General features: G+C 34.2%; 15 protein-coding genes and 1 riboswitch. Of the genes, 12 read left to right on the forward strand and 3 right to left on the reverse strand.

The annotated features are described in order from the left end of the window. Window positions 1–27 precede the first annotated feature (27 nt). The gene (locus ACFSTE_RS14205) at window positions 28–1,995 is read right to left on the reverse strand and encodes a TonB-dependent receptor plug domain-containing protein (RefSeq protein WP_378255496.1); all 1,968 of its coding nucleotides are present in this window, start codon (window positions 1,993–1,995) and stop codon (window positions 28–30) included. Between the two features lie 71 nt (window positions 1,996–2,066). Further along, window positions 2,067–2,315, reverse strand: a riboswitch (cobalamin riboswitch). Between the two features lie 119 nt (window positions 2,316–2,434). Between ACFSTE_RS14205 and ACFSTE_RS14210 the strand changes: the two genes are divergently transcribed. From ACFSTE_RS14210 to ACFSTE_RS14260, 11 genes are all read left to right on the forward strand, one after another. Then, entirely contained in the window at window positions 2,435–2,953 is a 519-nt protein-coding gene (locus tag ACFSTE_RS14210; protein ID WP_176029785.1) for a bifunctional adenosylcobinamide kinase/adenosylcobinamide-phosphate guanylyltransferase, read from the forward strand. A 64-nt stretch (window positions 2,954–3,017) separates the two neighbouring features. Next, window positions 3,018–4,064, forward strand: a complete 1,047-nt coding sequence (gene cobT / locus ACFSTE_RS14215) for a nicotinate-nucleotide--dimethylbenzimidazole phosphoribosyltransferase (protein ID WP_378255498.1) — start codon at window positions 3,018–3,020, stop codon at window positions 4,062–4,064. Between the two features lie 11 nt (window positions 4,065–4,075). Continuing rightward, complete coding sequence (locus ACFSTE_RS14220) at window positions 4,076–4,372, forward strand: hypothetical protein (RefSeq protein ID WP_176029783.1); 297 nt, start codon at window positions 4,076–4,078, stop codon at window positions 4,370–4,372. Window positions 4,373–4,416: 44 nt separating this feature from the next. Then, a complete protein-coding gene (locus ACFSTE_RS14225) occupies window positions 4,417–5,181 on the forward strand; it encodes an adenosylcobinamide-GDP ribazoletransferase (RefSeq protein ID WP_378255500.1) in 765 nt (254 codons plus the stop codon). Then, window positions 5,166–5,684 carry an alpha-ribazole phosphatase gene (gene cobC / locus ACFSTE_RS14230; RefSeq protein WP_176029781.1) on the forward strand — a complete coding sequence of 173 codons (519 nt, stop codon included), beginning with the start codon at window positions 5,166–5,168 and terminating at the stop codon, window positions 5,682–5,684. Before ACFSTE_RS14225 ends, cobC begins: the two co-directional genes overlap by 16 nt. Beyond that, complete coding sequence (locus ACFSTE_RS14235) at window positions 5,662–6,837, forward strand: ABC transporter substrate-binding protein (protein ID WP_378255503.1); 1,176 nt, start codon at window positions 5,662–5,664, stop codon at window positions 6,835–6,837. The genes cobC and ACFSTE_RS14235 overlap by 23 nt, the downstream gene beginning before the upstream one ends. Beyond that, window positions 6,834–7,865, forward strand: coding sequence for a FecCD family ABC transporter permease (locus tag ACFSTE_RS14240; RefSeq protein ID WP_378255505.1), 1,032 nt, complete (start codon window positions 6,834–6,836; stop codon window positions 7,863–7,865). The genes ACFSTE_RS14235 and ACFSTE_RS14240 overlap by 4 nt, the downstream gene beginning before the upstream one ends. A gap of 11 nt (window positions 7,866–7,876) precedes the next feature. Then, window positions 7,877–8,671 carry an ABC transporter ATP-binding protein gene (locus ACFSTE_RS14245; protein WP_176029778.1) on the forward strand — a complete coding sequence of 265 codons (795 nt, stop codon included), beginning with the start codon at window positions 7,877–7,879 and terminating at the stop codon, window positions 8,669–8,671. A gap of 160 nt (window positions 8,672–8,831) precedes the next feature. Then, on the forward strand, window positions 8,832–9,866 hold the full coding sequence (locus ACFSTE_RS14250) for a hypothetical protein (protein WP_378255507.1): 1,035 nt from the start codon (window positions 8,832–8,834) through the stop codon (window positions 9,864–9,866). A gap of 114 nt (window positions 9,867–9,980) precedes the next feature. Continuing rightward, window positions 9,981–11,378, forward strand: a complete 1,398-nt coding sequence (rmuC, locus tag ACFSTE_RS14255) for a DNA recombination protein RmuC (protein ID WP_378255509.1) — start codon at window positions 9,981–9,983, stop codon at window positions 11,376–11,378. Window positions 11,379–11,784: 406 nt separating this feature from the next. Next, a complete protein-coding gene (locus ACFSTE_RS14260) occupies window positions 11,785–12,153 on the forward strand; it encodes a 6-phosphogluconate dehydrogenase (RefSeq protein WP_176029775.1) in 369 nt (122 codons plus the stop codon). Window positions 12,154–12,224: 71 nt separating this feature from the next. Here ACFSTE_RS14260 and ACFSTE_RS14265 read toward each other — a convergent pair whose 3' ends face one another. Further along, complete coding sequence (locus ACFSTE_RS14265; protein ID WP_378255511.1) at window positions 12,225–13,313, reverse strand: alpha/beta hydrolase; 1,089 nt, start codon at window positions 13,311–13,313, stop codon at window positions 12,225–12,227. Between the two features lie 630 nt (window positions 13,314–13,943). On the opposite strand from ACFSTE_RS14265, the gene ACFSTE_RS14270 reads away from it, so the two are divergent. After that, window positions 13,944–14,312, forward strand: a complete 369-nt coding sequence (locus tag ACFSTE_RS14270) for a c-type cytochrome (RefSeq protein ID WP_176029773.1) — start codon at window positions 13,944–13,946, stop codon at window positions 14,310–14,312. A gap of 137 nt (window positions 14,313–14,449) precedes the next feature. Here the strand turns inward: ACFSTE_RS14270 and ACFSTE_RS14275 are convergent, their stop codons facing one another. Then, entirely contained in the window at window positions 14,450–15,310 is an 861-nt protein-coding gene (locus ACFSTE_RS14275) for a hypothetical protein (RefSeq protein ID WP_378255514.1), read from the reverse strand. Window positions 15,311–15,348 lie beyond the last annotated feature (38 nt).

Raw genomic sequence — 15,348 nt, forward strand, 5'->3', positions numbered from 1 at the left:
GTTAACAGGAGTATTCAGCTATATATATTAAAATTTGAGATTCATTCCTATTCGCACATTTCGTCCCAGCGTACTAAATCCATAAATCTCCTGATATTCTTCATTTAATATATTATCAACAGAAGCATAGACTGTCATTACATCCAGTAACTGATGATTTATAGCAGCATCTAAAACTCCATAAGAAGACAATGTCCTAGGTTCCGAAGCAAAAGTTGCCAGGTTAAAAAAGTTATCTTCTCTTCTTCCATTAAACTGATAACTTATATTAGAATATGTCTTAGGGCTTATTTGATATCCAACACCAACATTAAACTTTATTTCAGGAATTCTGGTTTGAGAAATTTCGTCATCCAGATCTGTATAAGTAAAATTCCCTGTCATTGTCAGCTGATCCTTCAGTATTCTGGTCAATACTTCTACTTCTACTCCTTGCGTATTAAAAGAATCTGCCACATTTTGATATTGAAACACAAAATTCCCAGTATCTACAAAATCTACAAATTCTTTCTCTTTTCTATTAAAATAAACGACACTAACACGCATATTTTTCTTTTTAGCCCATTCTAAACCTGCTTCTATTGTATTATTCTCTTCCGGTTTTAGTTCCCTGTTTCCATAAGAAGGAGAAAATAACTGAAATAAAGTAGGTGTAATATAAGCTGTACTATAAGAAGCCAGTGCCTTTATTGTATTTTCTTCTCCGATAGCATATGCATATGAAGGATTTATACTATATACCAGGTGTGTTCCATATTCACTATGAATATTTAACCTAGCTCCTGCATTAATTGTCATCCCAAAAGGAGAAGTATATACCAGATTTACATACGGATCTAAAATATCAAAATCAGCTGCTTCATCATTGATTATCTGTGTTAATTCAGAAAATTCATTAGCTCCCTGAAACGCTTCATAATCGTTATTGGCTCCGTTGATTCCCAAAACCGTATGAAGGTCATCGGCAAAAGTATATTTATTATACACATCAAAGGTAAAGGAACGACTATCAGAAATTCGATATCCGGAACCTGACGCAAAACTTCGTCTAAATAATGAGTAGTTACTTTCTGCTACTATATTTCCATTAGCATACTGATATTCCCAATGACTTCCTCCTCGTAATTGACGACTAAAAGAGTTATTCGCAGCATCTGCTGCTCCTCCTGCATCATAGGCATTCTTAAACTGATCTAGATTTCCAAAAACATGGAATTTAAACCGGTCATTCCATTGATACCCTATTTTACTTGCAACATTAAACCGAGAGTACGCATCTTTATCAAATGTACTCTCAGAAGTATCCTCCGGTAACTTCTCTGCTGCCGAAATTCCATCAGAAAATCGGTTGCTAAAACTCGCTATATACGAAACCTTACCCACAGTTCCATTAACAGAAGCCCGATTAATAAACTCTGCCACATCATATTCCTGATCTTCCTGAGATTGGTTTGTCCCTATACTGGAATCAAAATTAACGCTTATCGATTTTTTAGAAGCTGATTTTGTTGTAATATTAATTACTGCAGTGGCAGCTCCCGATCCATACAGAGTACTAGAAGCTCCCTTGAGAATTTCGATCTCTTTAATTGATTGTGTCGATAACAATCTCAAATCAAATTCTCCCGAAATCGTAGAAGGGTCACTAACTGTAACACCATCTATTCTTACAATCACCTGTCTGTTTCTTCCTCCCCGGATATAATATCCCAACACTCTTCCTCCGGCACTTCTGTTTCCATTAATCTCTACTCCTGCCACTCTATTTAGAACTGTTGCTACTGATTGCCCTTTACTGTTTTCCAGCTCCTTACTACTAATTTTAGTAATTACCTTACCACTGTGGATTCGCTTCAGTTCAAATTTAGAATCAGAAATAACCACCTCATCTAGTGTTGTTACTTTTTCTTCTCCGCTCTCTTGAGAGATTACAACACTAGTTCCCAGCACGCACAATGCAATGCTATAAAACGCTTTCTTTTTTAATGTATTCATACATAAATTAATAAAAAGGGAAAAAAAGTATGTAGTTTACCCATACCCAAACTTTTATCCCGAAAGTTTGACTTTACAAATGAATTCTGGCAGGTCTCCTGGCTTACATCTTATTATTTTCCTTCCCATTAAGAAAATTCCTAACAGTGGTTATGCAGTTATAATAATAAGTACCCTATAACTTAATTGTATAGATGGCTGAGTTTACAGTTGCGGGAACAGCTCAGGAATATTGATATGTTAAAAATCAAATCACCTGATTCCCTTTTAATTTTTAATACTTAGTATTGTATTAAAAAACCAAAAAAATCGCAGCAAATGTATCATGTTTTTCGCAATTAAACTCCTAAAAAAAAGTATTTTTTTACGAAATTCTCATCTATTTTTTAAAAAGACTAATAAATCTTAATAGATTTGTATAGCACTAAAACAATATTCAATGTTGTACTATATAACAGGAGGAGAACGATCAGGAAAAAGCAATTATGCCCTAAACCTTGCTCTAGAGCTCTCCGAATCACCTTACTATCTTGCTACATCCAGAGTCTGGGATCAAAATCATCAACAACGTATCGACAGGCATAAAAAAGAAAGAGATGACCGATGGACTTCTATCGAAGAAGAGAAAAAAATTGCTTCCGTTATTGTCGAAAAAAGTGTCGTAGTTATTGATTGTGTAACATTATGGCTGACGAACTTTTTCGTCGATCTGGATAATGATGTGGAAAAAGCACTGGAAGAAGCAAAAAAGGAATTCGACAGACTTATAGCTATAGATGCAACTATTATTATTATTTCTAATGAAATAGGAATGGGAGTTCATGCCAGTACGAAAGTAGGAAGGCAATTCACCGAACTCCAGGGATGGATGAACCAATACATAGCAAAAAAATCAGACAAGGCTATTTTAATGATTTCCGGTATTCCCGTAACAATAAAAAGTTTTTCTAATACATAAGAAAAATACAGAAACTCTGAAAAACGAATATTATATTTGAATTACATTAAACATAACCCCACAAATGAATTTTAATATAACGTCTATTTCTAATGATGAATTAGAAGGAAAATTAAAACACAAAATTGACAACAAAACAAAACCAAAAGGAGCTTTAGGAACATTAGAGTGTATTGCAAAGCAGATTGGATTAATCCAAAACACACTCGAACCATCGATCCAAAACCCAACCATGATTGTCTTTGCTGGAGATCACGGCATTGCTGCCAAAGGAGAAGTAAATCCATTCCCACAAGAAGTTACTTCTCAAATGGTTTTTAACTTTCTACAAGGAGGAGCTGCAATTAACACCTTCTGCAATCTGAATACTATGAATTTAAGTATTGTGGATGCAGGAGTAAACTTTGATTTTAAGGATGTGGAAGGTCTTATCGATGCTAAAATTGATTATGGTACCAAAAATTATCAGGAACAACCTGCTATGACTCCTCAACAATTACATGCTGCCATCGAAAGAGGAAGTACCATCGTCAAAGAGCATCAATCAAATGATTGTAATACTATTGCTTTTGGAGAAATGGGTATTGGGAATACATCTGCTGCTTCTTTATTAATGGCATATTATACCGGAATTCCAATCGAAGATTGTATCGGTGCCGGAACCGGATTGCAAGAAGCCGCCATCCAAAATAAAATTAATATTCTTTCTAAAGTATATAACAGTTATAGCCCTAAATCCGCCATGGAAGCATTAGCCACATTTGGCGGTTTTGAAATTGCTATGATTACAGGGGCTATTTTAGAAGCAGCACAGTTAAAAATGACAATCATCATTGATGGTTTTATTGTTACTGCTGCACTATTAGCTGCACAGGCTATTCACTCCAAAGTAATTGATTACTGTATATTCGCCCATAACTCCGGGGAGCAAGGACATCAGAAAATGCTTCGGTTTTTAGATAAGGTCCCCCTTCTTAATCTTGGTTTACGCCTGGGAGAAGGAACCGGGGCTGCAATTGCTTTACCAATCATTCAATCTGCCGTTTCATTTTTAAACCAAATGGCTAGTTTTGAAGATGCTGCTGTCAGTGATGAAGTGGTAAAACGATAAAACAATAATAAATGACAAGAGGAGTACTTTCTGTTTTAATAGCTTGTTGTGGTTTTTATCTTATACATTATGTAAACTACGAAACGTACCAAGCTGCTACGACAGAAAGTACAGCTCCTGAGTCTCCTCCTCTTGTCACGATCTTTTATAATGTCTATAAAATCCTCACTTTTTCTATGGGTCTTCTCAGTCTGTATATGGGCATTATTTCTTATAAACAACAATACAAATACAGTTATCTAGGAATTGTAATGGGGATATTCTTATTAATAATTACTTTTGTTCCTTTCTGGAAATTTTTCTTGTAATTAAAACTTACTATTTTTATTTCCTTATAACGTATCCCTAAAAAATGATAAAAAAGGAGATTCATATTTTTCTGACTGCTATTATGTTTTTTACAAGAATCCCTTGCCCTTCCTGGGTACATCATCAAAAGGAATATCAGAAAAAAAGCATCCGATACTTCTCATTAATCGGGGGAATTATCGGAGGATTAAGTGCTGCCGTTTTCTATGCTTCTTCTTTTGTTTTTTCAAAAGAAATCTCTATCATACTAGCTATGATTACATCAATCTACAGTACAGGAGCATTTCATGAAGACGGTTTTGCCGATGTATGTGATGGCTTAGGAGGTGGATGGAATAAAAAGAAAATTCTGGAAATCATGAAAGATTCCCGAATAGGTACATATGGAAGCATCGGAATTGTCTCTATTTTAGCACTTAAGTTTTATGCCTTACACGCTATTGATATCGCATATATCCCACTGGTATTGGTTAGTGGGCATATGCTCAGCCGGTTTATTGCTACTACACTTATGTATACTCTCCCTTATGCCAGAGAAGAAGAGAGTAGTAAAGTAAAAACTACCGCTACTGATATAAGTATTTCTTCTCTATTAATCAATGGATTTATAGGAATTTTCCCATTATTTTTATTTCAAAATTTATGGCTTTTCATCAGTATATTGACTATGTACATTTCTAAAATGTACCTCGCTAAAAAATTCAAAAAATGGATTGGAGGTCAAACAGGTGATTGTGCCGGAGCTGTGCAGCAAGTAAGTGAGGTTATATATTACCTAACAATAATCAGCATATGGAAATTTATGTAATTAGACATACTACCCCTGATATAGCAAAAGGAATATGCTATGGACAGAGTGATATAGGAGTTGTTGATACTTTCGACCAGGAGAAAGAAAATATACACCGTCAACTTCCCTTATCTGAAATCACAACTGTATATTCCAGTCCATTACTTCGCTGTAAACTATTAGCAGAAACATTCCAGAAACCAGTTGTATATGATGAACGGTTAAAAGAATTAAATTTTGGGGATTGGGAATTACAATCATGGGACGCCATAGATCAAAAAGAGTTAAAACCGTGGATGGATGATTTTGTGACAACTCCGGTACCAAATGGCGAATCCTACATAGCGCTACAGAAACGAGTGGTTTCTTTCTATCAATCCCTCCCCCATTCCAGCTCACAAAAAATAATTATCGTATCACATGCAGGTAGTTTACGAGCTTTACTCTCTTATTTACAAAATATATCGCTAAAAGATTCTTTCAACATAAAAATAGCTTATGGAGATGTTATTCAGTTATAAAACCTTCAAAACCTCCTTATATCTAATCATATGTCTTACTGTACTTTCCTGCAAAAAAAAGACACCTGATACAGCAGATACTTCTTCTGAAACACCAATAGTGTCAGAAGTAACTATCGAATATGCACAGGGATTTTCTATTAAGAAAACCAAAACATATCAGGAAATTACCGTTTCTTCTCCCTGGCCCGGTACTACAACTACCTATACCTACATTACATATCCCAAAAACCAAAAAAAACCAGTACATAATAACCCAAATGCTATTTTTATCCCAGTACCTGTTGAACGTCTCATCGCAACCTCAACTACTGACATCCCTAAAATAGAGGCTTTGAGTTCAGAAGACAAAATAGTTGGTTTTCCTCATACGGATTATATCTCTTCTCCTAAAACCAGAATGCGAATTGAAGAAAAAAAAATATCCGATATTGGCAATGAGAGTGCTATCAATACCGAACTCGCAATGGAATTATCTCCTGATCTTATTATCGGATTTTCCGCTACAGGAGATACAAAAGCATATGATCTATTAGAAACTTTAGGAATCCCTGTTATCTATAATGGTTCCTGGATGGAGCAACACCCTTTAGGAAGATCAGAATGGATTAAATTTATAGCTGCTTTCCTCGATAAAGAAAATGAAGCTTCTCTCATTTTCGAGAACATCAAAAAAGAATACCTCTTGGCAAAAAAAAAGGCAGCACAAGCAACCAATAGCCCTTCTGTTCTTTATGGCAGTATGTATAAAGACATATGGTACGCTCCTGGAGGAAATAGTTATAAAGCACAACTCCTAAAAGATGCAAATACTACCTATATCTGGGCTGATGATTCTACATCCGGAAGCCTGCAATTGAGTTTTGAAACTGCACTTGAAAAAGGAATGAATGCCGATATATGGGTAGGTCCTCTTCATGCTCCTACACTTACAGATTTATCACATAAAAACGATAAATACACTCTTTTTCATGCATTTAAAAATGAATCCGTATATTCATCTTCCTTAATCAAAGGAAAAACAGGAGGTACCATTTTTTATGAACTAGGGTCTTTACAACCAGATTTAATACTAAAAGATTTAATAAAAATTGCACATCCTCAGTTATTAGAAAATTATGAATTAACTTTCTTTAAAAAACTTGACAATTGACCCCAAATACATCATATCGTCTCGCATTTACTATTATTTCTGTAGTAGCTATATTGTGTTTTATTACTAATATTAGTCTAGGTTCTTCAGTGATCCCATGGGAAGATACATTACAAAGTTTGCTTGGTGGAACCATCGAAAAAGAATCCTGGAGACATATTATTATTTCATATCGACTACCCAAAGCATTTACTGCAGTTATTGTCGGAAGTGGTCTGGGAGTTTCCGGACTTCTGATGCAGACACTCTTCAGGAACCCTCTAGCTGGCCCTTATGTATTAGGACTGAGCTCAGGAGCTAGCTTAGGTGTTGCCATACTGGTATTGGGTATTCACCTTTCCGGGATTGCAGCAATTACTTTCTTTGTTTCTAAATGGAGTACAATTCTAGCTTCCAGTATAGGAAGTATTCTCGTTTTATTATCGGTAATTGCTATCTCTAATAAAGTAAGAGATACCATGGCGATTCTGATTATCGGATTGATGTTTAGCAGTATTACAGGTGGCATCGTCAGTGTACTGTCTTATTTTACCCCCGCAGAGCAATTACAACAATATACCTTTTGGAAATTAGGAAGTCTGGGGAATTTATCCTGGTATGACTTAGGGATATTAAGTAGCATGTTTATCGTAGGTATTATATTAACCATTTTAGCTATCAAACCGCTAAACTCTTTGCTACTTGGTGAAAACTATGCTCGTAGTTTAGGTGTAAATATAAAAAAAACACGTTTTTTAGTTATTGTCGCTACAGGTTTACTAGCCGGTAGCATTACAGCTTTTGCTGGACCTATTGCTTTTATAGGACTAGCTGTTCCCCATCTAACCAGGCAACTATTTCATAGCTCTGATCATAAAATATTACTCCCAGCAGTTATCTTACTGGGAAGTATTATTATGCTTTGCTGTGATACTGTGGCACAATTACCTGCAATGGAGATCACATTGCCAATCAATGCAGTTACCTCCTTAATTGGTGCTCCTGTGGTGATATGGCTACTCATTCGCAAAAGAAAAATGTTATTTTAAGATTAAACAAATTGAGTCAGGAAAATCAACATATCGTTATCCAAACCGAAAACTTATCTATCGGTTATCGTCAGCATAAAAAGCTTATGGTAGTTGCTGCTGATATTAACTTAAAACTTTATGAAGGAGAGCTTATCGGACTCGTAGGAGCTAATGGAATTGGAAAATCTACCCTCTTGAAAACGATCGCTAAAGTACATCCTTTATTACATGGGTCTATTTTTCTATCCGACAAAGAAATCAGAAAGTACACTCCACAGGAACTTGCTACCCAATTAAGTGTCGTCCTTACAGAGCGTATTTCTTCTAAAAATCTAACCGTAAAAGAACTTGTTGCACTGGGAAGACATCCATATACCAACTGGGTAGGAAAATTGACTGAAGAAGATATTAATATTGTCAAAAAAGCGATCGATATCACTCATATTAATGAATTAACAGAAAAAAGATGCTTTGAACTCAGTGACGGGCAATTGCAAAAGGTACTCATCGCCAGAGCCATTGCTCAGGATACTCCTATCATCCTTCTGGATGAGCCTACAACTCATCTCGACATCTATCACAAAGCATATATCTTAAAACTGCTAAAACGTCTCGCTTTTGAAACGAAAAAAACCATCTTATTTTCTACTCATGAAATTGATTTTGCTATTCAATTATGTGACAAAATGATTGTCATGAATACAGATGGGTTTGAGTTTGGACGACCAAAAGAACTGATTCAATGTAGAAGCTTTTCTTCACTATTCCCTCAGGATCTCATCATTTTTGACAGTGAAACCGGCACTTATAAAGTGAGAAACTAGCTTTTCTCAGCCCTATAAAAGAGATCTTATACTTGTAAAAATGCATTTCATCGGTTTATTTTACCGATTATGGAAAAACTATACAATTTCAGTGCGAAACACTCATACACTTTCTAGCAAAACAGCCTACCTTTGTTTTTGAATTAAAACCATTTCAAAAATGAACAAAATTTTCAAATTCAAAGCTGTATTAGTATTAATTATCGCTGCTGGCTTATCTTTTAGCTGTAGTAAAGATGATAACGATGATTTAGTTATCACTGATCCTACTTCAGAGTTTGACGCAGAATTGATTGTTACAGAAGATAATGTTGGCAACAAAAGAGAAGTTTCTGTAAACGCTGATAGTAATACTGGATCTACCATTAAAGCTAAAGTAAAGTTCTCCTCTACTACTAAATCTATGAGACGTTTATACATTACACAAGATATTGGTGGTGTCGGAGAAGAACCTTTTGTATTTACATCACAGGAAGTTGATGAAAAACCAGATGGTTCATTAGACCTGGTTGGAGACGACAAAAAAGATTTTGAATTTCAAATCAACTTAGACGCTCCTGCTAACCTAACCAACGGAACAGTTGTATATAAATTCTGGGCAACTACAGGTCGTGGAGACTTTAGGGATATTACCAAAAGAAATGCCTTAGGTGATGATGTAATTGGTACGATTACGATTAAGTATGGTAATGGTAACAATAGTAATTCAGGAATTCACGTATATGAAGGAATTCAATTATTTGCTCCGTTAGCAGATGGATCTTCTAGTACTTTCCTCTCTTTATACAATAACTCTGTATACAAAATTAATCAAGGAGAAGAATATGCTGCTCTTTGGGATTTCGGATATTACTATGGAGCATCAGGAAAAGCTTCTTTATCTTCTACTGATGATTATCCTTCTAATATTATTAACATTGCTACTGTAGCAAATACACCTGCTGATGAGGTGTTCAACAAAGCATATTTTAGTCTTTCTACTAAGACAACTGCCGAGTTTGATGCAATAAGCAATGCTACTGATTTAGATTTTGTAACACAGTCAACTAATCAGACGATTAACTCTCTTTCTGCAGGGGACGTTGTTGAATTCGTAGATAACTACGGAAAGAAAGGGCTTATCAAAGTAACAGAAGTATCAGGAACTTTTGGAACCGGAGATTTTATCAAAATAGATATCAAAGTACAACTATAGTACACATTTTATAACGATACCAAAGGCTAATTCGTAAAAGAATTAGCCTTTTTTATTTTATCCAATATTATAGAAATACCAACTAATCTTTATCTTTGGTCTAAAAAAATAAGCATGTCAGAATACATCTTACTTATTGTAGCCGTAATCGCTATCTTACTTGGTGTTTTTATAGGAAAATATGTTGCTGGTCTAAAGAATAAGAACCAACAAAACACCTTGGAAGAAAAATCGAATCGCATTCAGTTACAATACGATGAATTCAAAAAAAATGCAGTTCAACAGTCCGAATTATCCAAACAACAATATCAGGAGTATAAAAACACAATAGAAAAACAACTCTCCGATATCATAAAAGAAAGAGAAGATATACGAAGGGAAAAAGATTTTCTCAATACAGAACTCACACGAAGAAATACAGAGTTTGAAAATTTGTTACTCAAAAACAAAGAACAAAAGGAAGAGGTTGATAAGCTACAGGAAAAATTCACAAAAGAGTTTGAAAATCTAGCAAATAAGATCCTAGATGAAAAATCTAATAAATTTACCGAACAGAATAAAGAAAATATAAAAAACATCCTTTCTCCACTGCAGGAAAAAATTGTCAATTTCGAAAAAAAAGTGGATCAAACTCATAAGGAAAGTATTGATTATCACGCTGCTTTGCGACAGCAAATTTTAGGTCTAAAAGACCTTAATGAGCAGATGAGTAAAGAAGCAACGAATCTAACTAAAGCACTCAAAGGAGATAGCAAAATCCAAGGAAACTGGGGAGAATTAGTCCTAGAAAGAGTTTTAGAAAAATCCGGATTAGAAAAAGACAGAGAATACTTCGTACAGCAAAGTTTCACAACAGAGGATGGGCAACGAATTTTGCCTGATGTAGTGATCTATCTTCCTGATAATAAAAAAATGATCGTAGATTCCAAAGTTTCTCTTACTGCTTATGAACGTTTTATCAATGAAGATGACGAACAACAAAAAACGAGTTATCTCAAGGAGCATGTTACTTCATTAAAAAGACATGTAGATCAATTATCTTCCAAAAATTATCAGGATATATACGATATAGAATCCCCGGATTTTGTATTGCTTTTTGTTCCTATAGAACCTGCTTTTGCGTTAGCCATTAATGAAGATAATAAGCTGTATAACCAAGCCTTTGAAAAAAACATTGTTATTGTTACTCCCTCGACCTTATTAGCCACATTAAGAACTATTGATACTATGTGGAACAATGAGAAACAGCAACGAAATGCTTTAGAGATTGCCAGACAAGCTGGTGCCTTATACGATAAATTTGAAGGACTGGTAAAAGACCTGACTGGAGTAGGAAAAAAAATAGACGACGCCAAAAAAGATTATTCCTCTGCTATGAACAAATTAGTAGAAGGACGCGGAAATCTTATAACAAGTGTCGAAAAATTAAAAAAGATGGGAGCAAAAGCAAAAAAATCACTTCCTGATGCAATCATTAAACGAGCAAATCAAGATAACGATTTAATAAATTGATATCTATTTAATGGATCCAGAAAGGCTTTTTATACAGGTTTTTACAACTCTGCTATACAACATCCCAGTTATTTTATTGATTTGTACTACACTTTATTATCTTTTCAAAACTGAAAATAAGCACAAAAGGAATTTTTATCCTTACCGGATCATCAGTCTCTTTTTTAACTTCTTTACTACCCTCTGTATTAATGTATTTTTCCTCAGAAGCGGGATTTGATTGATTTAAGATTTATTACCAGATCAGTTATGGGATCTCAATTTTAGGATGGATTGTATCTGCTATTGGTTTCTTCATTCTTTTTCAAAAACTAATAAAATTAAAAAAGGCTACTGAATAAGATATCACTTCCCTGTTTTACTTTTTTATTTTTAAGTACCTTAGCCTTCTTTATTGATATAGATTATGAAAAAAATATTAGCAATTATTATTGCATCTATCATACTATCATTCGCAGCATACTTTGCTTTTATATATTATTCCAGTTTTAGCGAAGGAGTTCGAAGTGGAGAACTTATTAAGTTTAGTAAAAAAGGAATTGTATTTAAAACCTATGAAGGAGAAATTAGTCAGGGTATTTCAGGAGCACAAATTTTTAGCTTTTCCGTAGAGGATAAACACAAAGAAGTAATTCGCAAACTGGAACAACTTCAGGGGAGATATGTAAAATTAAAATACAAAGAACGGTTTAGCACTTTTTCCTGGCTTGGAGATACTAAATACTTTATTATTGAAGTATCAGAAGAAGAATCTCCACACTTCCGAAATAAATAAGAAACTTTTGTCTGTACCCTTAACAATCATTTTATATATTTTCTTCTGTATGGAGATTTTCAAATTACTACTTATGATGTAATCTTTGTTATTCTTTCTTTGATCAGTATATTATTAGGAGATTCCTCCAGTGCCCACTTATAAAACTGCAAGGCTTTCTTTTTATTTCCTTTAAAAGAAAAAAGATCTCCCAGGTTTACAATTTGTAGTATACTAGGATTAAAAGACATTCCTACTTTATCTGATAATACTTTATAGCGTTCCTGTAATTTTTCTTTTGTCAACTTATAATCAGTTGACTGAAAAGAAACGTCTTCAAAAATAAACGACAATCCATCTTGCAAAGCAATCATACTGACAGAATGGTGTTCTCTGTCTTCATAAAATTTATGCTTAAAATGCAGTCCATTTTCTTTGGAATTATCCAATAATTTTGCAAAACTTTTAATCGTTTCCTGATGCAAATTACTGGTGGGCATTGATGGAGTTCCCTGTTGGTTAGCAATTGCCAGAAACAAGCTTTTATTTGTAAACTTCTTTGAGATTAACATTTCTTTAGCATCATAAAACAACCTTCTGTTATCCCACCACAAACTAGGATCTGAAGCTATAAATGCCTGAAAAAATCCTTCTTTTTCTAAAAGTGTATACAGTGTATTAAGTCCTCCAAAAGAATGGCCCGTCAATATATTAAACCCACTGGTTCTATACATTCTATTTACCTTCTCTCCTACTTCGTTTGCTATGAATTCATAAAAAGCAAAAGCATTTCCACTCTTTTCGTATCGCTTTGTTTTTTTACCATTCGGAAAAGTCGTCGCTTTTGTAGGTGTCAAATCAAACATCCTGTTTTTTTGATGAATTGCTACGATAATTAATTCGGGAATAGCTGGTTTTACACCATTTGCTAAAAAATCATATACTCCATTAGTTACCACCTTCTTCTTTCCCCCATCAAGAACATACAAAACCCCAAAATTACTTTTTACAGCCAACGGGTGATAATAATTCTTGGGTAAAAAAACAGTTACCATCCTATCTTCTCCTAAAACTTCAGAGGAAATAACATGTTTATAAACGTAATTTTTCTCTTTCTGTCCATATAAACTACAAAAAAAGAACAGACAACATATAATAGTATACGAATAGGATATTTTCATGTTTTCTATCAATCAAAATACCTGATAAAAGTACTGTTTTGTAACCTCCTTGATATAACGTAAAACGTACTATAATTGCCGCAAAAAGTATTATTTACATTTCAAACAAAAGTTTCTATATTTCAATGCCTGTTTCAACGTACTAATTCTCTTTTTCGGAAAAGTTAGTCTTCCTTATAAATCCAAAACATTATTTAGAATAATTATATTTTAGACATTTTAACGTTTATTTAAAATCATAAAAACACTTGATCTTACTACTTTTATATAAGATTATCCGGTGATTGCAAACTAATCACACACAATACTAAAATGATCAATTCGTTTGAAAAGTGTCTGCCACGTATACATATAGTACTATATATGTATGTTTTACAAGATCGGACATCAGACATAAATAGTTAGTTTCCTGATAATCTAAAAAGGGATTTCTTATGAAATGAGTATGATTTCCCTCTTGTATTTATCAGCTAAAATAATAGATATCTTAAAAATCATTGAATCAAGATACAGGCATTAAACTACCTCCGGGCAAATCCATGAGGTATTCGTTAGAAACAAATTTTCAATTTCAAGGCAGGTCTTGGGTTAGTATACCCTTTGGCGGTGCCAATAAAACCAAGGAGCAACATGAGAACTACTTATCAACTATTGACACTTATCTTACTATCATACTTCTTTCTCAATTGTGGAGGTAGTGATGATGCTACTCCTGTAACTGATCCTATTGATCCTGTCGAAAAAAAAACGTATGAAGCAGATGTGAAGTCTATTGTAGACACACATTGTATCAGTTGCCACAAAACCCCTCTGGCTAATGGAGCTCCTATGCCACTAGAGACTTTCCAAGAAGTTAAAAATGCCATGCAGAATCGCGATATGATAGGCAGAATATCAACTACAAATACCTTAAATATTATGCCTCCTGCAGGAAAAATGTCCGATGCAGACATCAATACAATCGTACAATGGGAAAAAAGTGGACTTCCTGAAAAATAACCCATCTAAGAATACAGACATATGTTACTCTAATGACACAATACGCTTATAACGCTTATCTGTTAACTATCAAATAAAGGGTAGTAGAAAAGTGATATATGTATTCTACTACCCCTTACAGGTGATCATCACACACATCAACTGTTCTTTTTTATTTTTTTTCGGACTACTTTTTTAGGCTTGTTGCTTTTTGATACTTTCTTTTTCTTTGTTACTGTTACTACTTTTGTTTTCTTAACCGCAACTGGCTTAGGACTTCTTTTTTTGACCACTACCACCTGTTTCTTTACACGAAACGATTTAGAAGGATAGTGAGTTACTCCCCCTGTTTTTCGTATAGTAATATGCATACGAGGTGCTGCTACAGATCTTCTTATCGTCGTTCTCCGATACACATGTTTTCTATTAATAGATACATATACATTTTTTCTATAAGACTGTATTGATACCGGACGCCAGGGATAGAAATACTTAGGGTATCTTCCCCAATAAAAAACAGATCGATACGGACGGTATAAAGGTCTCCAGAAAACCGTAAAAATAGGTGGTCTATAAACATATACCGGTTCTATAATATATGCACTCCCATATAAATACACATCTCCTACTAGTTGTACTTGTTCTATATTGTTCTTGTCTTTAAAAACCTCTACTGTAGCTACATCCTGATATAAATCAGCCCCTATCACTGCTTGTATTGCAATAAGATGTGTGTTTTTCTCTACAGTTTCTACTACTCTCAGATAATCGACCTGTTGATCGTCATTTAGGTCTAAATTAGACAATCCAGATGCCGGATCATTTAATCGCTGTTCAAAATCTTCTAAGTCTCTCGCTTCTCCAAAAACAGATGCAACCGCTTCCAGATTCAAATGCTCTCCAGTTTCCCCATTTGTTGCTCTTACAGTTGTTATATCCTGACCACATATAGAATGAGTAATCATCAATCCCAATACCATGAGACTAATAATACTTTTATTTCTTCTTGACTTTTTCATAATATAGCTTGTTATAAATTATTCATTAATCAAACATG

Source organism: Aquimarina hainanensis, assembly GCF_042684685.1.
GTDB lineage: Bacteria > Bacteroidota > Bacteroidia > Flavobacteriales > Flavobacteriaceae > Aquimarina > Aquimarina hainanensis.